The following is a 23,149-nucleotide window of genomic DNA, read 5'->3' on the forward strand; positions in this document are numbered from 1 at the left end:
GAAGATGAATGTGTTGCGTAGTGGACTCGTGACGATGCTGCTGCTGGCTGCCTTTAGTGTTCAGGCAGCCTGTACCTGGCCTGCCTGGGAGCAGTTTAAAAAGGATTACATCAGTCAGGAAGGGCGCGTCATCGACCCCAGCGACGCGCGCAAAATCACCACCTCCGAAGGGCAAAGTTACGGCATGTTCTTTGCCCTGGCGGCTAACGACCGTGCAGCTTTCGATAATCTTCTCGACTGGACGCAGAACAATCTCGCTCAGGGTTCTTTAAAAGAAAATTTGCCCGCCTGGCTGTGGGGCAAGAAAGAGAACAGTAAGTGGGAAGTGCTGGACAGCAATTCGGCCTCCGATGGTGATGTCTGGATGGCCTGGTCGTTGCTGGAGGCGGGGCGTTTGTGGAAAGAGCAGCGTTATACCGACATCGGCAGCGCATTGCTAAAACGTATCGCGCGGGAGGAAGTGGTGACGGTGCCTGGGCTGGGCTCCATGTTGTTACCGGGCAAAGTGGGTTTTGCTGAGGATAACAGCTGGCGTTTTAACCCCAGCTACCTGCCGCCGACGCTGGCGCAGTATTTCACCCGCTTTGGCGCGCCGTGGACCACGCTGCGCGAAACCAATCAACGTTTATTGCTGGAAACCGCCCCGAAAGGCTTTTCGCCAGACTGGGTGCGCTATGAGAAAGACAAAGGCTGGCAGCTAAAAGCCGAAAAAACGTTGATCAGCAGCTACGACGCTATCCGCGTTTACATGTGGGTAGGCATGATGCCTGACAGCGATCCGCAAAAAGCGCGGATGCTCAACCGGTTTAAACCGATGGCGACATTCACTGAGAAAAACGGTTATCCGCCGGAAAAAGTGGATGTGGCTACGGGGAAAGCGCAGGGTAAAGGACCGGTCGGTTTTTCTGCCGCCATGCTGCCCTTTTTACAAAACCGCGATGCGCAGGCCGTTCAGCGCCAGCGCGTGGCCGATAACTTTCCCGGCAGCGATGCCTATTACAACTATGTGCTGACCCTGTTTGGACAAGGCTGGGATCAACACCGTTTCCGCTTCTCGACAAAAGGTGAGTTATTACCTGACTGGGGCCAGGAATGCGCAAATTCACACTAAACATATTCACGCTTTCCCTCGGTCTGGCCGTCATGCCGATGGTCGAGGCAGCACCAACCGCTCAGCAACAGTTGCTGGAGCAAGTTCGGTTAGGCGAAGCGACCCATCGTGAAGACCTGGTGCAACAGTCGTTGTATCGGCTGGAACTTATTGATCCGAATAACCCGGATGTGATTGCTGCCCGTTTTCGTTCTCTGTTACGTCAGGGCGATATTGATGGCGCACAAAAACAGCTCGATCGGCTGTCGCAGTTAGCGCCGAGTTCAAATGCGTATAAATCGTCGCGGACTACGATGCTGCTTTCCACGCCGGATGGTCGTCAGGCACTGCAACAGGCAAGATTGCAGGCAACTACCGGTCATGCGGAAGAAGCTGTGGCGAGTTACAACAAACTGTTCAACGGTGCGCCGCCGGAAGGTGACATTGCTGTCGAGTACTGGAGTACGGTGGCGAAAATTCCGGCTCGCCGTGGCGAAGCGATTAATCAGCTAAAGCGCATTAATGCGGATACGCCGGGCAACACGGGCCTGCAAAACAATCTGGCGCTATTGCTGTTTAGTAGCGATCGCCGTGACGAAGGCTTTGCCGTCCTGGAACAAATGGCGAAATCGAACGCCGGGCGCGAAGGGGCCTCTAAAATCTGGTACGGGCAGATTAAAGACATGCCCGTCAGCGATGCCAGCGTGCAGGCACTGAAAAAATATCTCTCGATCTTTAGCGATGGCGATAGCGTGGCTGCTGCGCAATCGCAACTGGCAGAACAGCAAAAACAGCTGGCCGATCCTGCTTTCCGCGCTCGTGCGCAAGGTTTAGCGGCGGTGGACTCTGGCATGGCGGGTAAAGCCATTCCCGAACTACAACAGGCGGTGCGGGCGAACCCGAAAGACAGTGAGGCTCTGGGGGCGCTGGGCCAGGCGTATTCCCAGAAAGGTGATCGCGCCAATGCAGTGGCGAATCTGGAAAAAGCCCTCGCGCTGGATCCGCACAACAGCAATAACGACAAATGGAACAGTCTGCTGAAAGTAAACCGCTACTGGCTGGCGATCCAGCAGGGCGATGCCGCGCTGAAAGCCAATAATCCTGACCGGGCAGAACGGCTGTTCCAGCAGGCACGTAATGTCGATAACACCGACAGCTATGCAGTGCTTGGGCTGGGCGATGTGGCGATGGCGCGCAAAGATTATCCCGCCGCCGAACGCTATTACCAGCAGACCTTGCGTATGGACAGCGGCAACACTAACGCCGTGCGCGGGCTGGCGAATATTTACCGCCAGCAGTCGCCAGAAAAAGCCGAAGCGTATATCGCATCGCTCTCTGCCAGCCAGCGGCGCAGCATTGATGATATCGAACGCAGCCTGCAAAACGACCGTCTGGCACAGCAGGCAGAGGCACTGGAAAACCAGGGGAAATGGGCGCAGGCGGCAGCACTTCAGCGGCAACGACTGGCGCTGGACCCCGGCAGTGTATGGATTACTTACCGACTTTCGCAGGATCTCTGGCAAGCCGGACAACGCAGCCAGGCCGATACGTTAATGCGCAATCTGGCGCAGCAGAAGCCGAACGACCCGGAGCAGGTTTACGCTTACGGGCTGTATCTCTCCGGTCACGACCAGGACAGAGCGGCGCTGGCGCATATCAACAGCCTGCCGCGCGCGCAGTGGAACAGCAATATTCAGGAGCTGGTTAATCGACTGCAAAACGATCAGGTGCTGGAAACCGCTAATCGCCTGCGAGAAAACGGTAAAGAGGCAGAAGCGGAAGCGCTGCTGCGCCAGCAACCGCCTTCCTCGCGTATTGACCTCACGCTGGCTGACTGGGCGCAGCAGCGACGTGATTACACCGCCGCCCGCGCGGCTTATCAGAACGTTTTGACGCGCGAGCCCACTAACGCCGATGCCATTCTTGGTCTGACGGAAGTGGATATTGCTGCCGGTGACAAAGCGGCGGCACGTAGCCAGCTGGCGAAACTGCCTGCCACTGATAACGCCTCGCTGAACACACAGCGGCGCGTGGCGCTGGCACAGGCGCAGCTTGGCGATACCGCAGCGGCGCAGCAGACATTTAATAAGTTGATCCCGCAGGCAAAATCTCAGCCACCGTCGATGGAAAGCGCGATGGTACTGCGTGATGGTGCGAAGTTTGAAGCGCAGGCGGGCGATCCAATGCAGGCGCTGGAAACCTACAAAGACGCCATGGTTGCATCCGGTGTGACCACGACGCGTCCGCAGGATAACGACACCTTTACCCGGCTGACCCGTAACGACGAGAAAGATGACTGGCTGAAACGCGGCGTGCGCAGCGATGCGGCGGACCTCTATCGCCAGCAGGATCTTAACGTCACTCTCGAGCACGATTACTGGGGTTCGAGCGGCACCGGTGGTTACTCTGATCTGAAAGCGCACACCACTATGTTGCAGGTGGACGCGCCCTATTCTGACGGGCGGATGTTCTTTCGCAGTGATTTCGTCAATATGAACGTCGGCAGTTTCTCCACTAATGCCGATGGCAAATGGGATGACAACTGGGGCACCTGTACATTACAGGACTGTAGCGGCAACCGCAGCCAGTCGGATTCCGGTGCCAGCGTGGCGGTCGGCTGGCGAAATGACGTCTGGAGCTGGGATATCGGTACCACGCCGATGGGCTTCAACGTGGTGGATGTGGTCGGCGGCATCAGTTACAGCGATGATATCGGGCCGCTGGGTTACACCGTTAACGCCCACCGTCGGCCTATCTCCAGTTCTTTGCTGGCCTTTGGTGGGCAAAAAGACTCTCCGAGCAATACCGGGAAAAAATGGGGCGGCGTGCGTGCCGACGGCGTGGGGCTAAGTCTGAGCTACGATAAAGGTGAAGCAAACGGCGTCTGGGCATCGCTTAGCGGTGATCAGTTAACCGGTAAAAATGTCGAAGATAACTGGCGCGTGCGCTGGATGACGGGCTATTACTATAAGGTCATCAACCAGAACAATCGCCGCGTCACAATCGGCCTGAACAACATGATCTGGCATTACGACAAAGACCTGAGTGGCTACTCACTCGGTCAGGGCGGTTACTACAGTCCGCAGGAATACCTGTCGTTTGCCATACCGGTGATGTGGCGGGAGCGCACGGAAAACTGGTCGTGGGAGCTGGGGGCGTCTGGCTCGTGGTCGCATTCACGCACCAAAACCATGCCGCGTTATCCGCTGATGAATCTGATCCCGACCGACTGGCAGGAAGAAGCTGCGCGGCAATCCAACGATGGCGGCAGCAGTCAGGGCTTTGGCTACACGGCGCGGGCATTACTTGAACGACGTGTTACTTCCAACTGGTTTGTCGGCACGGCAATTGATATCCAGCAGGCAAAAGATTACGCACCCAGCCATTTCCTGCTCTACGTACGTTATTCCGCCGCCGGATGGCAGGGTGACATGGATTTACCACCGCAGCCGCTGATACCTTACGCCGACTGGTAAGTTTTCAGATAGCGCCTCTCTTAATGCCGCTGCGATCGGGTATACTCGGGCGGCAATCTGGGATTTCCGGGGGGAGACAATTTGCGCGTAAGTCGCTCGTTAACAATCAAGCAGATGGCAATGGTGGCAGCCGTTGTCCTGGTGTTCGTTTTTATTTTTTGCACCGTTTTGCTGTTCCATCTGGTCCAGCAGAATCGCTATAACACGGCTACGCAACTGGAAAGCATTGCTCGCTCTGTCCGCGAACCCTTATCTTCTGCCATTTTGAAAGGCGATATTCCCGAAGCGGAAGCTATTCTTGCCAGCATTAAACCGGCAGGCGTGGTCAGCCGTGCCGATGTAGTGCTGCCCAACCAGTTCCAGGCGCTGCGTAAAAGTTTTATTCCAGAGCGTCCGGTGCCGGTAATGGTTACTCGCCTGTTTGAGCTACCGGTGCAAATCTCGCTGGGCGTTTACTCGCTGGAACGTCCGGCAAACCCGCAGCCAATTGCCTATCTGGTGCTACAGGCGGATTCCTTCCGCATGTATAAGTTCGTGATGAGCACCCTCTCAACGTTAGTGACCATTTACTTACTTTTGTCGTTAATATTGACTGTGGCGATTAGCTGGTGCATTAACCGCCTGATTTTGCATCCATTACGCAATATTGCTCGCGAACTTAACGCCATCCCACCCCAGGATCTTGTTGGTCACCAACTGGCATTACCGCGTCTGCATCAGGACGATGAAATCGGTATGTTGGTGCGCAGTTACAACCTCAACCAGCAATTGCTGCAGCGCCATTATGAAGAACAGAACGAAAATGCGATGCGCTTCCCGGTGTCGGATTTGCCGAACAAAGCCTTGCTGATGGAGATGCTGGAGCAGGTGGTGGCGCGTAAACAAACCACCGCGCTGATGATCATCACCTGTGAAACCCTGCGTGATACTGCGGGTGTGCTGAAAGAGGCGCAACGAGAAATTCTGCTGCTGACGCTGGTGGAAAAACTCAAATCGGTACTGTCGCCACGCATGATCCTCGCGCAGATTAGCGGTTATGACTTTGCTGTCATTGCCAACGGTGTACAGGAACCGTGGCACGCTATCACATTAGGTCAGCAAGTGCTCACTATCATGAGCGAGCGCCTGCCGATTGAACGTATTCAACTCCGTCCGCACTGTAGCATTGGCGTGGCGATGTTCTACGGCGATCTCACCGCCGAACAGCTTTACAGTCGCGCTATTTCTGCGGCATTTACCGCTCGCCATAAAGGCAAAAATCAGATTCAGTTCTTTGATCCGCAGCAGATGGAAGCCGCCCAGAAGCGGTTGACGGAAGAGAGCGATATCCTTAATGCACTGGAAAATCATCAGTTTGCGATTTGGTTACAGCCACAGGTCGAGATGACCAGCGGTAAACTGGTCAGTGCGGAAGTGTTACTGCGTATCCAGCAACCGGATGGCAGTTGGGACCTGCCGGATGGCTTAATCGATCGCATTGAGTGCTGTGGGCTGATGGTTACCGTCGGTCACTGGGTGCTGGAAGAGTCCTGTCGATTGCTTGCTGCCTGGCAAGAGCGCGGCATTATGCTGCCCTTGTCGGTAAACCTCTCAGCGCTGCAACTGATGCATCCAAATATGGTGGCGGATATGCTGGAACTGTTAACCCGCTATCGCATTCAGCCGGGAACACTGATTCTGGAAGTGACAGAAAGCCGACGTATTGACGATCCTCATGCTGCGGTGGCAATCCTCCGTCCGCTGCGCAATGCCGGAGTTCGGGTGGCGCTGGATGATTTCGGCATGGGCTACGCAGGGCTGCGTCAGCTGCAGCATATGAAATCGTTGCCAATCGACGTACTGAAAATCGACAAAATGTTTGTTGAAGGTTTGCCGGAAGATAGCAGCATGATTGCTGCAATTATCATGCTGGCGCAGAGCCTGAACCTACAAATGATTGCCGAAGGCGTGGAGACTGAAGCACAACGCGACTGGCTGGCAAAAGCGGGCGTTGGTATTGCCCAGGGCTTCCTTTTTGCTCGCCCACTCCCTATTGAAATCTTCGAAGAGAGTTACCTGGAAGAAAAATAGCTACCCCAAACTGATTACAAAACTTTAAAAAGTGCTGGTTTGTGCGAGCCAGCTCAAACTTTTTAACCTTTTTGTTTCAATTATGATCCAGGTACATTTCTGTGATGTTGTCTGGGTGTTATTTTAAGGCCGCAGGTACCCCATAACCTTACAAGACCTGTGGTTTTACTAAAGGACACCCTATGAAAACCTCTCTGTTTAAAAGCCTTTACTTTCAGGTCCTGACAGCGATAGCCATTGGTATTCTCCTTGGCCATTTCTATCCTGAAATAGGCGAGCAAATGAAACCGCTTGGCGACGGCTTCGTTAAGCTCATTAAGATGATCATCGCTCCTGTCATCTTCTGTACCGTCGTAACGGGCATTGCGGGCATGGAAAGCATGAAGGCGGTCGGTCGTACCGGCGCAGTCGCACTGCTTTACTTTGAAATTGTCAGTACCATCGCGCTGATTATTGGTCTTATCATCGTTAACGTCGTGCAGCCTGGTGCCGGAATGAACGTCGATCCGGCAACGCTTGATGCGAAAGCGGTAGCGGTTTACGCCGATCAGGCGAAAGACCAGGGCATTGTCGCCTTCATTATGGATGTCATCCCGGCGAGCGTCATTGGCGCATTTGCTAGCGGTAACATTCTGCAGGTACTGCTGTTTGCCGTACTGTTTGGTTTTGCGCTCCACCGTCTGGGCAGCAAAGGCCAACTGATTTTTAACGTGATCGAAAGTTTCTCGCAGGTCATTTTCGGCATCATCAATATGATCATGCGTCTGGCACCTATTGGTGCGTTCGGGGCAATGGCGTTTACCATCGGTAAATACGGCGTCGGCACACTGGTGCAACTGGGACAGCTGATTATCTGTTTCTACATCACCTGTATCCTGTTTGTGGTGCTGGTATTGGGTTCAATCGCTAAAGCGACTGGTTTCAGTATCTTCAAATTTATCCGTTACATCCGTGAAGAACTGCTGATTGTACTGGGGACTTCATCTTCCGAGTCGGCGCTGCCGCGTATGCTCGACAAGATGGAGAAACTCGGCTGCCGCAAATCGGTGGTGGGGCTGGTCATCCCGACAGGCTACTCGTTTAATCTTGATGGCACATCGATATACCTGACAATGGCGGCGGTGTTTATCGCCCAGGCCACTAACAGTCAGATGGATATCGTCCACCAAATCACGCTGTTAATCGTGTTGCTGCTTTCTTCTAAAGGGGCGGCAGGGGTAACGGGTAGTGGTTTTATCGTGCTGGCAGCGACGCTCTCTGCGGTGGGCCATTTGCCGGTAGCGGGTCTGGCGCTGATCCTCGGTATCGACCGCTTTATGTCAGAAGCTCGTGCGCTGACTAACCTGGTCGGTAACGGCGTAGCGACCATTGTCGTTGCTAAGTGGGTGAAAGAACTGGACCACAAAAAACTGGACGATGTGCTGAATAATCGTGCGCCGGATGGCAAAACGCACGAATTATCCTCTTAATCTCACCACTTATGCCCGCACTCCCTTCCCCGAGTGCGGGTGTTTGCGCATAATTGACCCCTGTGCCTGAACTTACCACCTGGGTGAGTTCAGGTTTATTTCACTTCTTCCGTGACATTTTCATGTTCTTGCGGTCTAACACGAAGTGTTTTTAACGTCATTTAGACTGACCGACAACGGGCAGTTTTTTATTACCAGGATAGTTGATCAGGGGTTCACATGCAGGGCACAAAAATTCGACTTTTAGCGGGCGGTTTGCTGATGATGGCCACTGCTGGCTATGTGCAGGCAGATGCGCTCCAGCCTGATCCAGCATGGCAACAGGGGACGCTTTCCAACGGTTTACAGTGGCAAGTGCTGACTACACCCCAGCGTCCCAGCGATCGTGTTGAAATTCGCCTGCTGGTTAATACCGGTTCGCTCGCCGAAAGTACACAACAGAGCGGTTACAGTCACGCCATCCCTCGTATTGCGCTAACGCAAAGCGGTGGCCTTGACGCAGCGCAGGCGCGTTCATTGTGGCAGCAGGGGATCGACCCTAAACGCCCGATGCCGCCGGTAATTGTCTCTTATGACACCACGCTGTTTAATCTGAGTTTGCCCAATAACCGTAACGACTTGCTGAAAGAGGCGCTCTCTTATCTGGCAAATGCCACTGGCAAACTGACTATCACGCCAGAAACCATCAACCATGCGTTGCAAAGTCAGGACATGGTGGCAACCTGGCCTGCCGATACTAAAGAGGGCTGGTGGCGTTATCGTCTGAAAGGATCAACCTTGTTAGGTCACGATCCTGCCGATCCGCTGAAACAACCCGTTGAAGCGGAAAAGATTAAAGATTTCTATCAGAAATGGTACACCCCGGATGCAATGACGCTGCTGGTGGTGGGAAACGTGGATGCGCGCTCGGTCGTCGACCAAATCAATAAAACGTTTGGCGAACTGAAAGGCAAACGTGAAACACCGGCTCCGGTGCCGACGCTTTCTCCGCTGCGTGCGGAAGCGGTGAGTATTATGACCGACGCGGTGCGTCAGGACCGGTTATCTATCATGTGGGATACGCCGTGGCAGCCGATTCGTGAATCAGCCGCACTGCTGCGCTACTGGCGTGCGGACCTGGCCCGTGAGGCGCTGTTCTGGCATGTTCAGCAAGCGTTAAGCGCCAGTAACAGTAAAGACATCGGTCTTGGATTTGACTGTCGTGTGCTGTATCTGCGTGCGCAGTGTGCCATCAACATCGAATCACCAAACGACAAGCTGAACAGCAACCTTAATCTGGTGGCGCGTGAACTGGCGAAGGTTCGCGATAAAGGTCTGCCGGAAGAAGAGTTCAATGCGTTAGTGGCGCAAAAGAAACTGGAGCTGCAGAAGCTGTTTGCCGCCTATGCGCGAGCTGATACCGATATTCTGATGGGGCAGCGGATGCGTTCGTTGCAAAATCAGGTTGTCGATATCGCGCCGGAGCAATATCAGAAACTGCGTCAGGATTTCCTTAACAGCCTGACGGTGGAGATGTTAAATCAGGATCTGCGTCAGCAGTTGTCGAATGATATGGCGTTAATACTGCTGCAGCCGAAAGGCGAGCCGGAATTTAACATGAAAGCGTTGCAGGCGGCCTGGGATCAAATCATGGCCCCATCGACTGCGGCTGCCGCCACATCTGTCGCCACGGATGACGTACATCCTGAAGTGACGGATATTCCACCTGCACAGTAATGCCTGATGGTGATGAGTTAGCACAACCATCAGGTATTTATGGATGAGCTGGATAGGGGGGTAACACTCTATCCAGCCTTTTGCATATGCTGCTTTTACGCTGGCATCGCTTCACGCGGGATAATCGCGCCGCGATACTGAATAACGGTACTTGCGGTCAGGTGCCCGCGTTTCGCTGCGTCTTCCGCACTGCCGCCCGTCAAACGTACCGCCAGATAACCGGCACTGAAAGAGTCGCCAGCTGCGGTGGTATCGATCACTTTTTCTTTCGGCAGTTTTACCGCCGGAACATCCACTAACCCTTCACCAGCAATGGACACCAGGCAAGAATCCGCCCCGCGTTTCACCACCACTTCTTTCACGCCCGCGTTATGGGTGCGCGCAATGACGTCTTCCACCGGCTGTTGACCCCACAGCGCGTCTTCATCGTCCAGCGTCAGGAAGGCGATATCCGTGCATTCCAGCATTTGTTGGTACACCTGCTGTGTCTCTTCTTTGCTGGCCCACAGGCGCGGACGATAGTTATTGTCGAAAATCACTTTTCCGCCGTTGGCGCGGCATTCGCGCAGCAGGGAAAGCAGCTTTTCGCGGCTGGTCGGGCTTAAGATCGCCAGGCTAATCCCGCTCAGGTAGAGATAATCGAAATTCGCCAGCTCTTCGCAAATCGTCGCGGATTGCTCACTCTCCAGCCAGAATTTGGCGGCGGCTTCGTTACGCCAGTAGTAGAACGTACGTTCGCCGGTGCTGTCGGTTTCAATGTAGTAAAGGCCCGGCAGACGGTTTTCCATCCGTTGGGTCAGGGAAGTATCAACGTTCTCGCCGCGCCAGGCGTCCAGCATCTGCTGGCTAAAACTGTCCGTTCCCAGCGCCGTTACGTAATGAACGGTTAATGCCGCAGGATCGACCTGACGGGCGATATAGACGGAAGTGTTCAGGGTATCGCCCCCGAAAGCGCGCTTAACGTCCGCGCCTTTCTCGGAAAGCTCAATCATGCATTCGCCAATCACGGCAATCTTTTTGGACATAGTTGTGAACCTGATCTGTAAAAAATTAGCGTTAGTTTGCGCTGTGGTGGTTTGCTGGTCAACCATATTAAAACAGTGTTCCATTATTTTTTTGAGCCAGAACGTATTCCTGAAAGATTCCGTTGTGGAGTGGGGAAATTTACCCCGGCCAGGCGGTAAAGTTCTGCCTTTGCGCGCCGATAATCTTTGTCGAGTCCGGGCAGCATCACTTTTAAACACAGGACATCTTTGATGATAAGGCAGGTTATCCAGCGAATAAGCAACCCTGAAGCAAGCATCGAGAGCTTGCAGGAACGGCGTTTTTGGTTGCAGTGTGAGCGTGCTTACACCTGGCAGCCGATCTATCAAACATGCGGGCGGTTAATGGCCGTGGAGCTATTAACGGTGGTCACGCATCCCTTGAACCCTTCGCAACGCCTGCCGCCGGATCGCTATTTTACTGAAATCACCGTTAGCCATCGGATGGAGGTTGTGAAAGAGCAGATTGATTTGCTGGCGCAAAAAGCCGACTTCTTTGTAGAGCACGGCCTGCTGGCATCGGTCAATATTGATGGCCCTACGCTCATCGCCCTGCGTCAGCAACCAAAAATCCTGCGCCAGATTGAGGAGCTTCCCTGGCTGCGTTTCGAACTGGTGGAACACATCCGCCTGCCGAAAGATTCAACCTTTGCCTCGATGTGTGAATTTGGCCCGCTGTGGCTGGATGATTTTGGTACCGGGATGGCAAATTTCTCTGCACTAAGTGAAGTGCGTTATGACTACATCAAAATCGCGCGAGAACTGTTTGTGATGCTGCGTCAGTCACCGGAAGGACGCACACTCTTTTCTCAGCTTTTACATCTAATGAATCGCTATTGTCGCGGGGTGATTGTCGAGGGCGTAGAAACACCAGAAGAGTGGCGTGATGTTCAGAACTCGCCCGCATTCGCCGCACAAGGCTGGTTTCTTTCACGCCCGGCACCGATAGAAACGCTGAATACGGCGGTTCTGGCGCTATAAGCTGCCTCATTTTCCGCCTGGCTGGACTATCTTTAGGACTGGCACAGAAAGAATATGAGGAAGCGAACGATGAGCAAGGCAGGCAAAATAACCGCTGCGATTTCAGGGGCTTTCTTGTTGTTGATTGTCGTGGCGATCATTTTGATTGCAACTTTTGACTGGAATCGACTCAAACCGACCATCAACCAGAAAGTCTCTGCGGAGTTGAATCGTCCGTTCGCTATCCGTGGCGATCTGGGCGTGGTGTGGGAGCGGCAAAAACAAGAAACTGGCTGGCGCAGCTGGGTGCCGTGGCCCCATGTACACGCGGAAGACATCATTCTTGGCAATCCACCGGATATTCCCGAAGTCACAATGGTGCATTTGCCGCGAGTAGAAGCGACGCTGGCCCCGCTGGCGCTGCTGACCAAAACGGTCTGGTTGCCGTGGATCAAGCTCGAAAAGCCCGACGCGCGCCTGATTCGCCTCTCCGAAAAGAACAATAACTGGACGTTTAATCTCGCCAACGATGACAACAAAGACGCGAATGCAAAGCCGTCGGCGTGGTCGTTTCGGCTGGATAATATTCTGTTCGATCAAGGGCGGATCGCCATTGATGACAAAGTAAGCAAAGCGGATCTGGAAATTTTTGTCGATCCGTTAGGCAAGCCGCTGTCGTTCAGCGAAGTTACCGGATCGAAAGGTAAAGCGGATAAAGAAAAGGTGGGCGATTACGTTTTTGGCCTGAAGGCGCAGGGACGTTATAACGGTGAACCGCTCACTGGTACGGGAAAAATAGGCGGTATGCTGGCGCTGCGTGGCGAAGGAACGCCGTTTCCGGTACAGGCTGATTTCCGCTCTGGTAACACCCGTGTTGCTTTTGATGGCGTTGTGAATGACCCAATGAAGATGGGGGGTGTCGATTTACGGCTTAAATTTTCTGGCGATTCGCTGGGTGATCTCTATGAACTGACGGGCGTTCTGCTGCCCGATACACCGCCGTTTGAAACGGATGGTCGGCTGGTAGCGAAAATCGATACTGAAAAATCGTCGGTCTTTGATTATCGCGGTTTTAATGGGCGCATTGGCGATAGCGATATCCACGGTTCTCTGATCTACACCACCGGCAAGCCACGACCAAAACTGGAAGGTGATGTCGAGTCGCGGCAATTGCGGCTGGCGGACCTGGGACCGTTGATTGGCGTTGATTCCGGGAAAGGGGCAGAAAAGTCGAAACGGTCTGAACAGAAGAAGGGCGAAAAAAGCGTTCAGCCTGCGGGCAAAGTGCTGCCTTATGACCGCTTCGAAACCGATAAATGGGACGTTATGGATGCCGATGTTCGCTTCAAAGGGCGGCGCATTGAGCATGGCAGCAGCCTGCCGATTAGCGATCTTTCTACTCATATCATCCTCAAAAATGCTGACCTGCGCCTGCAACCGCTGAAATTTGGCATAGCGGGCGGCAGCATTGCGGCGAATATTCATCTGGAAGGCGATAAAAAGCCGATGCAGGGGCGGGCAGATATTCAGGCTCGTCGACTGAAACTGAAAGAACTGATGCCCGATGTAGAACTGATGCAGAAGACGCTGGGGGAAATGAACGGTGACGCGGAACTGCGCGGTAGCGGTAACTCGGTGGCGGCGCTTTTAGGCAACAGTAACGGCAACCTGAAACTGTTGATGAATGACGGGCTGGTGAGCCGCAACCTGATGGAGATTGTTGGGCTGAATGTCGGCAACTACATTGTCGGTGCGATATTTGGTGATGATGAGGTGCGGGTGAACTGCGCGGCGGCGAATCTGGATATTGCCAACGGCGTGGCGCGCCCGCAGATTTTTGCTTTCGATACTGAGAACGCGTTGATTAACGTTACCGGTACGGCAAGTTTTGCTTCGGAACAGCTGGATTTGACTATTGATCCGGAGAGTAAAGGGATTCGGATTATCACATTGCGTTCGCCGCTGTATGTACGTGGGACGTTTAAAAATCCGCAGGCTGGGGTGAAAGCCGGGCCGTTGATTGCTCGCGGAGCCGTTGCGGCGGCACTGGCAACGCTGGTAACACCGGCGGCGGCGTTACTGGCGCTGATCTCACCTTCCGAAGGGGAGGCTAATCAGTGCAGGACAATTTTGTCGCAGATGAAGAAGTGATGATAATTGCCGGATGTCTGACATCCGGCAATTAAACAGATTTAGATTGTTGGCAAAGTGTGCTTTGTTCATGCCGGATGCGGCGTGAACGCCTCCGGCTTACAAATCCTTGCGAATTCAATATATTGTATGGAAATTCTGGCCTGATAAGCGTAGCGCATCAGGCTTTTCACTCTTATTACAACGACTGATGTCGCGTCTCATGGGTCAGCAGCAGGGCGATTAACGTCAAGCCAGCCATCGCCGCCAGATATAGCCCCACCGCACCTAACCCGTAGTTAGTCTGCAACCAGGCTGCGATATACGGCGCAACGGAAGCCCCGAGAATCGACGATACGTTGTAAGAGAACGATGCTCCGGTGTAACGCACTTCTGTCGGGAACAGCTCTGGTAACAGCGCGCCCATCGGACCGAAGGTCAGCCCCATCAGACTTAACCCCAGCAGCAGAAAGGCAAAAACCAGAATCGGGTTGCCAGAACCGAGCAAAGGGGTAAAGGCGAATAGCGCGAACAGGATGATCAGCGTGGTGATGATCACCATGCTTTTACGGCGACCAAAGGCATCAGCCAGTAATCCGGCGACTGGCACCATCACGCCAAAACCAATAACTGCCATCATCAGCATCCACAACACTTCGTTACGCGGCAGGCCAAGCCCAACTGGCGCGGCGGCGGTACTAAAGGTCATAGAGTAGACCGTCATGATGTAAAACAGCGTATAGGTTGCCAGCATAATGAACGTACCCAGTACGGTTACGCGAACATGTTTGGTCAGCAGCGTACCCAGCGGGATCTTCACCTGTTTTTTCGCTTTAGCGACTTTCTCAAACACCGGCGACTCATGCAGCGACACGCGAACATACAGGCCGATAATGACCAGCACCGCCGAGAAGATAAATGGCACACGCCAGCCCCAGCTCATAAACTGCTCGTCGGTCAGTAGCCAGGAAAGCAGCAAGAAAGTGCCGTTGGCAAAGAAGAAGCCAATCGGTGCGCCCAGCTGCGGGAAGGAGCCGTACAATGCACGTTTGCGCGGTGGGGCGTTTTCAGTCGCCAGCAGCGCCGCGCCGCCCCATTCACCACCTAAGCCCAGACCCTGACCAAATCGAGCCAGCGCCAGCAGCAGCGGGGCGAAAATACCAATCGTGGCATAGCCTGGCAGCAGACCAATCACCACGGTCGAAATCCCCATCGTTAGCAACGAGGCGACCAGCGTCGCTTTACGCCCAACGCGATCGCCAAAATGACCAAAAACGGCAGAGCCAATGGGGCGCGCGACGAAGGCGATGGCGAAGGTGGCGAGCGACTGTAGCGTTGCTGCCGTTGGATCGCCCTGCGGGAAGAAGATATGCGGAAACACAATAACGGCCGCAGTGGCGTAAATGTAAAAGTCGAAGAACTCAATGGCCGTGCCAATGAGAGAGGCGACAAGGACTTTATTACGCGAGTTGATCGGCGTGTATTCTTGCTCGTGGTCGAGTGTTGTGGCTGTTGCTTGCATAATCTTTTCTTATTTTTTGGCTAACGAATAGCCATATTACGCACAGCAAAAGTGATATTTCAATGTGTAACAAATCGCGGAAATGGTCAAAAATCAGGCAAAAAGGGAATAATGTTTAGGCCAGTGATTTTTCTTCTATGAAATGCTTCACATAATTTTATAAATGGTGGATTAAACTGGTTTTAGGTTAAATAAAAGTTACCAACTGGATTTATATGCTGGGGTTATGAGTTGGAATGAAATTGTTTGCTCCTGAATAGATGGCTAAAGAGGCTCTGGGAAAGAGTTTCAAGAGGTTATGTGCGCATTATAGCCGGATGCGATGCTGGCGCATCTTATCCGGCCTACGGGGAGCCAGGCCGGATAAATTCGTACGCCGCATCCGGCCTATTTTAAGGCTGTGTTTTCCCCGGCATTCGCGGGTCGTCTTTATATTCGGCGGTGGCAATCCACGCCGCGCAAAACAGCGTCAAACGGGCGAAGAAGTAGAAAAATGCCATCAGCCCCAGCACGGAACCAAATGCTGCGCCAGAGGGTGATTTCATCAACGATGGCAGGGTGTAGGTCATCACGATTTTAATCACTTCAAAACCAATAGCAGCCAGAAATGTTCCGCGGATCAGGGCTTTTTTGCGCGGACGGTGGCGCGGCAACCGCCAGAAGATCCAGAAGAAAAGCAGATAGTTGGCGAAGATGGAAATCGCCACGCCAATCAACCGCCATGTCGGTTTCAGCCACTCAATGCTGTTCAGGTGCAGGGCGCTAATAATCATTTGCTGCGCAGAACCGGCAACCGAGGTGATAGAAAGCGTCACAATCAGCGCAATCAACAAACCAATCAGCGAAATAAAATCACGCAGATATTTTACCCAGAACTTCTCCTGATCTTGCGGCGAGCGTTCCCAGACATCGCGTGACTGGGCGCGAATCGCTTCACGCAGGTTACCCATCCAGTTGATGCCGGAATAAAGTGCCACTGCCAGACCGACAAGCCCTACAGTCGTACGCTGCTGAACGGCGGTGTTGATGGTGTTTTTCAATGTGGCGGCTAGCGTCGGATCGCTGATGTTTTGCAGAATTTTGTCGAAGATATCCTGTAGCAACATCGGATGGGAGGCGAGCACAAAGCCCCCTGCGGCAAACGACACCATCAAAATGGGGATCATCGACAAAAATGAGAAATAGGTGATAGCCGCACCAAACTGGTTACCCAGCCGATCGTTAAAGCGTTCTGTCGCGCGAATCAGGTGCGCAATAACCGGTTGGCGTTGGACTTTCTCGGCAGTGGTGGTGACGGTTTCCAGCGCCTGGCTAACTTTGCCGCCTTTCTCGCTATTATCCAACTGCTTAATCGGCTCGTGCTCCAGATCCTGGGTGGGACGTTTGATCTCGTTTTCCTGCGTCATCCGCTCTTTTGTCCTTCTGTCGTGGTCATTCTTAAAAGTATAGTCGGTCAGTCCAGGTACTCTTTCATTACGCCAGCCAGCCACTGCATAAACAGGTTTACACGCCGGGAAAGCTCCCGACGCTGCGGATAAACCAGTGAAAGGGACAGCGGCTCGGCACGGTAGCCAGGCAACACTTCAATAAGCCGCCCGGCACGCAGGGCTTCGCGCACGGCAATGCGCGGGATCTGAATAATCCCCAGACCGGCAAGACCGGCGGCGAGATAGTTTTCGCTACTGTTTACCGTCAACATGCTGCCAGACTTAAACCACTGGACGCCATTAACGCTGGCAACCTCAAAACCTAACGGATGTACACCCAGGTGCGGTGTATAACGCACTATTGCGTGTGAAGTCAGATCATCGGGGCTTTGCGGATAACCAAAGCGCGTCAGATAGTGCGGACTGGCACAGTTGACCATGGTCAGTTTACCGAGGGGACGGGCGATAACGCCATCTTCCGGTAATGCGCCAGTGCGTATCACGCAATCAAAACCATCATGAAGAATATCTACCGGACGGTCATGGCTACTCAGTTCCAGCTCAATTCCCGGATGCAGATAGAGAAATTCCGACAAGCGCGGCAGTAACAGGCTTTTCGCGATTCCTGACGGGATGTCGATGCGTAATTTACCGCTGATACTGGTGGCATCCTGTTGAAACAGACCGTCCAGTTCGCTGAGATTACTCAACACATCTTTTGCTCGTTGATAATAGGTCATGCCTTCTGGCGTGAGTTTGACCCGTCGCGTGGTGCGCTGGAGAAGCTGGGTGCCAAGTTGATGTTCCAGTGCCTGTATCTGGCGCGAAACACTTCCCTTTGGCAAAGCAAAGAAATCCGCCGCGCGGGAAAAACTTTCCAGCTCCGCGACTTTGATGAACAACTGCATTGCGTGAATTTTATCCATTTCTTTGACCGATTGTTGTTCACAACGAAACAGTAGCGTGCATATCGCATTGTTTATTGTTTTTTCTAACATCTAATGCCGGGTTTCACAATGTTGTCATGATGAATGTGGCGATTTCTCAGCAGGAAAAGGGAGGAATAGCTTTATGAGAAAGGTAAATTCCCTTAAACAGAGCGTATTTTTCAGCGATTCCCTTTAAAGTGAATAGAAGATGTATTGGCTATTTGTGCTTATTTTTATCTCATTGCCGTTTGTTATTTTTGTTTATGGTCGCGGAATTTCATTTTTAATTGCATGCGTACTAACTACCGATATAAGGAAATCCTCAAAAATGTTTTAAATAGTGCCCTCGACATGTAATTTCAGGCGTTTAGCTGTAACTATTTATATCGGTAACTATTTTCTACGTGTCATCTCTGTAGAATGGCCACCGCCAAATGGCGAATTCTTATTTTTTCTCGCGGGTAATACCCTTCCACTACTTAAGTCTTTTTAACGTATTCAGGTGGAGATTCAGTTATGCAAATAGTCATGTTTGACAGGCAGTCAATATTTATTCATGGAATGAAAATCAGTTTACAGCATCGTATTCCAGGAGTGAGTATTCAGGGGGCCAGTCAGGCAGACGAGTTATGGCAAAAGCTGGAAAGTTACCCTGAAGCCTTAGTGATGCTCGATGGCGATCAGGATGGTGAGTTTTGCTACTGGTTGCTGCAAAAAACTGTGGTGCAATTTCCTGAGGTTAAGGTGTTAATTACGGCGACGGATTGCAACAAACGGTGGTTACAGGAAGTTATTCATTTTAATGTGCTGGCCATTGTGCCTCGTGATTCAACCGTCGAGACATTTGCGTTGGCGGTAAATAGTGCGGCGATGGGGATGATGTTTCTGCCTGGAGACTGGCGAACGACGCCGGAAAAGGACATTAAAGATCTCAAATCGTTAAGCGCCCGCCAGCGGGAGATTTTAACCATGTTAGCGGCGGGCGAATCAAATAAAGAGATCGGCAGGGCGCTGAATATCAGTACCGGAACGGTAAAAGCGCATCTGGAATCACTGTATCGCCGTCTGGAAGTCAAAAATCGCACCCAGGCGGCAATGATGTTAAATATCTCCTCCTGAAGAGGATAATTTTACAGCCAGCAGGAAGTTAGCGGCTGGCTGTAAAAATATTATGGTTCGCCGTACAAACCAATTAAACGGCGTACCACACCGTTAGTCCAGCCAAACCCATCCTGCAACGGATACTCGCCACCGCCGCCTTCGCGAGGAACACCATCGGCAATATGGTATTTCTCGATCAGTTTGTGCTGTTCCAGATAGAACTGATTCACCGTCTTCAGCCAGTTGCGCGCGATTTCATCACCCAGAAGGTCATCGCCGTACATCTTAAATCCCTGAATTGCCATCCACTGTAACGGTGCCCAGCCGTTGGGTTTATCCCACTGTTCACCGGTTTCGTACTCGCTTGCCAGAATCCCGCCAGGTGTCAGTAACCGGCTGCGCACGGCGTTTGCCAGACGATCGGCCTGTTCATGGTTCGCCATACCGACATAGAGCGGCACAATGGCGGCAGCGGAAAACAGCGCCAGTTGCTCGCGTCGCCAGTCGTAATCGCGGTAGATACCGTTTTCATCATCCCAGAGGTAACGGTTTACCGCATCGCGACGGGCACTGGCCTTCTGGCGGAACAGTGCTTCTGTCTCTTTCTCGCCTTTCAGTGCCGAGATGTTGGCGATGGCGCTCTCCAGTTTAAACAGGAAGGCATTCAGATCGATGGGGATGAACTGGGTGGTACGAATGCTCGCCAGACGACCAGTATCACGCAGCCAACGGGAAGAGTAATCCCAACCGGAGGCCGCCCCCGCACGTAAATCGCGGTACACCTCGTTAGGCGGGCGACCAGAATGTTTCGCGGTTTCAACGTCCTCAAGCCAGGATTCGTCACGCGGCGTGTCGCGATCGTCCCAGTAACGGTTGAGCAGCGAGCCGTCCGGCATCCGCACAACATGGCGATAGGCCTGATTAGGGATCAACGATTCTGCACCGTCCATCCAGAAGGCATATTCCATTTTCAGGTGGTCGAGATAGCGGCGCGCGCCGCGTACACCATCTTCTTCAAACAACTCCACCATCAGCGCAAAAACCGGTGGTTGCGAGCGGCTCAAATAATAGGTGCGGTTGCCGTTGGGGATGTGGCCGTAGTTTTCGATCATCCAGGCGAAGTTATCGGCCATGCATTTCAGCAAATCTTCCCGACCACTTTCCGCCAGCCCCAGCATGGTGAAATAGGAATCCCAATAGTAGGTTTCGCTAAAACGGCCGCCCGGGACAATATATGACTGCGGCAGCGCCAGCAGAGAAGACCACGGAATGTGATCCTGTGGTTCACGGGTTAGCACCGGCCACAGCTGGTCGATATGCTCTTTCAGGGAATTTTGCGGGTCCGATACATACTCGCTGGAGTAGACCTCCGGCAGCCAGAAGTGGTTTTCAACAAACTTGCGCAAGTCAAAATCACGATGACGGCGCACTTTACGGTAGCGGATTAAAATATCCAGCGGGTCCATTTTGGGTGCGCAGTCGGGAAAGGTTTTACTGTCGGGGAAAATTTTCGCCGACTGAACATGCTCGAACAGTTCGAGATAGCGATCGGCAGGCGTCAGCGCATCAGAGGCGGGCAGCCCTTCAATCATCTCGGGTTCCGGTTCTGCCTCGATCATCTCATCCAGTTTTAATTCATACGGGTCCAGCTCATAGCAGAGATCGACCTCGATCATCAGTTCGTCTGGATTAGGGTTTTGAATTTTCTGATTGAGCATAAGGATCCGACCTCCGAAATTCGTCGCTAATTATCGGGCTTTTCTTTAAGGGTAGTCATTCGCTCCGCCTGGTGGGCGACAAAGCGTGCGGTGGATCACGTTTATTAACCTGCCAAAAAATATAACGCACTAATATCAATGGAATTTATAAAAATACGGATTTCGTGTTGTTTTTCATTTTCAGAACATTCAATCCTGCTCTCGCCGCAATCATGATATGCCATTCCTGATCTGGGTAATAGGCACTGGCTATCTTATTGATAGTTTATATTCATGTAATTGATTGATTCCTATCAAAAAGCATATCTCCCTGTTTTTTATGATGGCTTTGTCTCGCAGAGACGTTTGCAGCATTCTGGAAAATTTTCTGGGTCACAATAACTCACTACCGTGAGGGAAGAATAATGAAAATGGTCTCACGTATTACCGCGATCGGCCTGGCTGGCGTCGCGATTTGCTATTTAGGGTTATCTGGTTATGTGTGGTACCACGATAATAAACGCAGTAAACAGGCCGATGTTCAGGCATCTGCTGTCAGTGAAAATAATAAGGTTTTAGGCTTTCTCCGCGAAAAAGGATGCGATTATTGCCATACGCCTTCGGCAGAATTACCCGCCTATTATTATATTCCCGGCGCGAAACAGTTGATGGATTACGACATAAAGCTTGGATATAAATCTTTTAACCTCGAGGCCGTGCGTGCGGCTCTGCTGGCTAATAAACCCGTTTCGCAAAGCGATCTGAATAAGATTGAATGGGTGATGCAGTATGAAACTATGCCGCCAACGCGTTATACCGCGCTACACTGGGCGGGTAAGGTGAGTGATGAAGAGCGGGCGGAAATACTGGCCTGGATTGCAAAACAGCGCGCGGAATATTACGCCAGCAATGATACTGCTCCGGAGCATCGCAATGAACCGGTGCAGCCCATCCCGCAAAAACTGCCTACCGATGCGCAAAAAGTGGCGTTGGGTTTTGCGCTGTATCACGATCCCCGTTTATCGGCGGATAGCACCATTTCATGCGCTCATTGCCATGCGTTGAATGCGGGGGGCGTCGATGGCAGAAAAACATCGATTGGTGTTGGTGGCGCAGTTGGGCCGATTAACGCGCCGACGGTATTTAACTCAGTATTTAACGTTGAGCAGTTCTGGGATGGTCGTGCGGCAACATTGCAGGATCAGGCTGGTGGACCGCCGTTGAACCCGATTGAAATGGCGTCGAAATCCTGGGACGAAATTATTGCTAAGCTGGAAAAAGATCCGCAGCTTAAAGCGCAGTTCCTCGAAGTCTATCCGCAAGGTTTCAGTGGCGAAAATATTACTGATGCCATTGCTGAATTTGAGAAAACATTAATTACGCCGGATTCCCCATTTGATAAATGGTTGCGTGGAGATGAGAATGCTCTGACGGCGCAACAGAAAAAAGGCTATCAATTATTTAAAGATAATAAATGTGCAACTTGTCATGGTGGTATTATTCTCGGCGGACGTTCCTTTGAACCGTTGGGGCTGAAAAAAGACTTTAACTTTGGTGAAATTACGGCGGCGGATATTGGTCGTATGAATGTTACTAAAGAAGAGCGTGATAAATTGCGTCAGAAAGTACCCGGTTTACGTAACGTTGCTTTAACGGCACCGTACTTCCATCGCGGTGACGTGCCGACGCTGGACGGGGCAGTGAAACTGATGCTGCGCTATCAGGTAGGCAAAGAGCTGCCGCAGGAGGATGTGGATGATATCGTAGCTTTCCTGCACAGTCTGAACGGGGTTTACATGCCGTATATGCAGGATAAACAATAATTAATTTGATCGCCCGAACAGGAGTGTTTGGGCGATTTTTATTACGATAATAAAGTCTGTTTTTAATATTATCATATTAAATGTTTATATTATAAAAGGTCGTTTTTCTGCTTAGGATTTTGTTATTTAAATTAAGCCTGTAATGCCTTGCTTCCATTGCGGATAAATCCTACTTTTTTATTGCCTTCAAATAAATTTAAGGAGTTCGAAATGGACCAGAAGCTGTTAACGGATTTCCGCTCAGAACTACTCGATTCACGTTTTGGTGCAAAGGCCATTTCTACTATCGCGGAGTCAAAACGATTTCCGCTGCACGAAATGCGCGATGATGTTGCATTTCAGATTATCAATGATGAATTATATCTTGATGGCAACGCTCGTCAGAACCTGGCCACTTTCTGCCAGACCTGGGACGACGAAAACGTCCATAAATTGATGGATTTGTCGATCAATAAAAACTGGATCGACAAAGAAGAATATCCGCAATCTGCAGCAATCGACCTGCGTTGCGTAAACATGGTTGCCGATCTGTGGCATGCGCCTGCACCGAAAAATGGTCAGGCCGTTGGCACCAACACCATTGGCTCTTCCGAGGCCTGTATGCTCGGCGGGATGGCGATGAAATGGCGTTGGCGCAAGCGTATGGAAGCCGCAGGCAAACCCACGGATAAACCAAACCTGGTGTGCGGTCCGGTA

The 23,149-nt window shown here is 52.1% G+C and carries 15 protein-coding genes; 10 read left to right on the forward strand and 5 right to left on the reverse strand.

The window, feature by feature from the left end; genetic code table 11:
• Positions 1–4: 4 nt before the first annotated feature.
• The 5 genes from bcsZ (at position 5) to ACJHX4_RS10305 (ending at position 9,821) form a co-directional block, all read left to right on the forward strand.
• Complete coding sequence (bcsZ, locus tag ACJHX4_RS10285) at positions 5–1,111, forward strand: cellulose synthase complex periplasmic endoglucanase BcsZ (RefSeq protein ID WP_001312172.1); 1,107 nt, start codon at positions 5–7, stop codon at positions 1,109–1,111.
• Positions 1,093–4,566 carry a cellulose synthase complex outer membrane protein BcsC gene (bcsC, locus tag ACJHX4_RS10290; RefSeq protein ID WP_001225072.1) on the forward strand — a complete coding sequence of 1,158 codons (3,474 nt, stop codon included), beginning with the start codon at positions 1,093–1,095 and terminating at the stop codon, positions 4,564–4,566. The genes bcsZ and bcsC overlap by 19 nt, the downstream gene beginning before the upstream one ends.
• Positions 4,567–4,647: 81 nt before the next feature.
• On the forward strand, positions 4,648–6,636 hold the full coding sequence (gene hmsP / locus ACJHX4_RS10295) for a biofilm formation regulator HmsP (RefSeq protein WP_001266318.1): 1,989 nt from the start codon (positions 4,648–4,650) through the stop codon (positions 6,634–6,636).
• A gap of 182 nt (positions 6,637–6,818) precedes the next feature.
• Positions 6,819–8,105, forward strand: a complete 1,287-nt coding sequence (gene dctA, locus ACJHX4_RS10300; RefSeq protein ID WP_000858214.1) for a C4-dicarboxylate transporter DctC — start codon at positions 6,819–6,821, stop codon at positions 8,103–8,105.
• A gap of 219 nt (positions 8,106–8,324) precedes the next feature.
• Positions 8,325–9,821, forward strand: coding sequence for a M16 family metallopeptidase (locus ACJHX4_RS10305; protein ID WP_001163135.1), 1,497 nt, complete (start codon positions 8,325–8,327; stop codon positions 9,819–9,821).
• A gap of 95 nt (positions 9,822–9,916) precedes the next feature.
• Here the strand turns inward: ACJHX4_RS10305 and kdgK are convergent, their stop codons facing one another.
• Positions 9,917–10,846, reverse strand: coding sequence for a 2-dehydro-3-deoxygluconokinase (gene kdgK, locus ACJHX4_RS10310; protein WP_001532034.1), 930 nt, complete (start codon positions 10,844–10,846; stop codon positions 9,917–9,919).
• A 231-nt stretch (positions 10,847–11,077) separates the two neighbouring features.
• Here kdgK and pdeH point away from each other — a divergent pair, with 231 nt between their 5' ends.
• Both pdeH and ACJHX4_RS10320 read left to right on the forward strand, forming a co-directional pair.
• Positions 11,078–11,845 carry a cyclic-guanylate-specific phosphodiesterase gene (pdeH, locus tag ACJHX4_RS10315; protein WP_001296506.1) on the forward strand — a complete coding sequence of 256 codons (768 nt, stop codon included), beginning with the start codon at positions 11,078–11,080 and terminating at the stop codon, positions 11,843–11,845.
• 69 nt (positions 11,846–11,914) lie between these two features.
• Complete coding sequence (locus ACJHX4_RS10320) at positions 11,915–13,975, forward strand: AsmA family protein (protein WP_001296505.1); 2,061 nt, start codon at positions 11,915–11,917, stop codon at positions 13,973–13,975.
• 178 nt (positions 13,976–14,153) lie between these two features.
• Here the strand turns inward: ACJHX4_RS10320 and ACJHX4_RS10325 are convergent, their stop codons facing one another.
• From ACJHX4_RS10325 to ACJHX4_RS10335, 3 genes are all read right to left on the reverse strand, one after another.
• The gene (locus tag ACJHX4_RS10325) at positions 14,154–15,476 is read right to left on the reverse strand and encodes an MFS transporter (RefSeq protein ID WP_001149010.1); all 1,323 of its coding nucleotides are present in this window, start codon (positions 15,474–15,476) and stop codon (positions 14,154–14,156) included.
• Positions 15,477–15,868: 392 nt separating this feature from the next.
• Positions 15,869–16,882 carry an inner membrane protein YhjD gene (gene yhjD, locus ACJHX4_RS10330; protein WP_000191263.1) on the reverse strand — a complete coding sequence of 338 codons (1,014 nt, stop codon included), beginning with the start codon at positions 16,880–16,882 and terminating at the stop codon, positions 15,869–15,871.
• Between the two features lie 47 nt (positions 16,883–16,929).
• Positions 16,930–17,829 (reverse strand): LysR family transcriptional regulator, encoded by a 900-nt coding sequence (locus ACJHX4_RS10335; protein ID WP_024175730.1) that lies wholly within the window; start codon positions 17,827–17,829, stop codon positions 16,930–16,932.
• Between the two features lie 519 nt (positions 17,830–18,348).
• Between ACJHX4_RS10335 and ACJHX4_RS10340 the strand changes: the two genes are divergently transcribed.
• Positions 18,349–18,951 carry a helix-turn-helix transcriptional regulator gene (locus tag ACJHX4_RS10340; protein ID WP_001167663.1) on the forward strand — a complete coding sequence of 201 codons (603 nt, stop codon included), beginning with the start codon at positions 18,349–18,351 and terminating at the stop codon, positions 18,949–18,951.
• Between the two features lie 50 nt (positions 18,952–19,001).
• Here ACJHX4_RS10340 and ACJHX4_RS10345 read toward each other — a convergent pair whose 3' ends face one another.
• On the reverse strand, positions 19,002–20,651 hold the full coding sequence (locus ACJHX4_RS10345; protein WP_000934214.1) for an alpha,alpha-trehalase: 1,650 nt from the start codon (positions 20,649–20,651) through the stop codon (positions 19,002–19,004).
• A 404-nt stretch (positions 20,652–21,055) separates the two neighbouring features.
• Between ACJHX4_RS10345 and ccp the strand changes: the two genes are divergently transcribed.
• Positions 21,056–22,453, forward strand: coding sequence for a cytochrome c peroxidase (ccp, locus tag ACJHX4_RS10350; protein ID WP_000784836.1), 1,398 nt, complete (start codon positions 21,056–21,058; stop codon positions 22,451–22,453).
• A gap of 210 nt (positions 22,454–22,663) precedes the next feature.
• Positions 22,664–23,149: pyridoxal-dependent decarboxylase (locus ACJHX4_RS10355; protein WP_000372200.1), on the forward strand; the 486-nt coding region annotated here is incomplete at its 3' end.

Origin of the sequence: Escherichia sp. WS2035, assembly GCF_046487065.1 — a bacterium.
GTDB classification, from domain to species: Bacteria; Pseudomonadota; Gammaproteobacteria; order Enterobacterales; family Enterobacteriaceae; genus Escherichia; species Escherichia coli.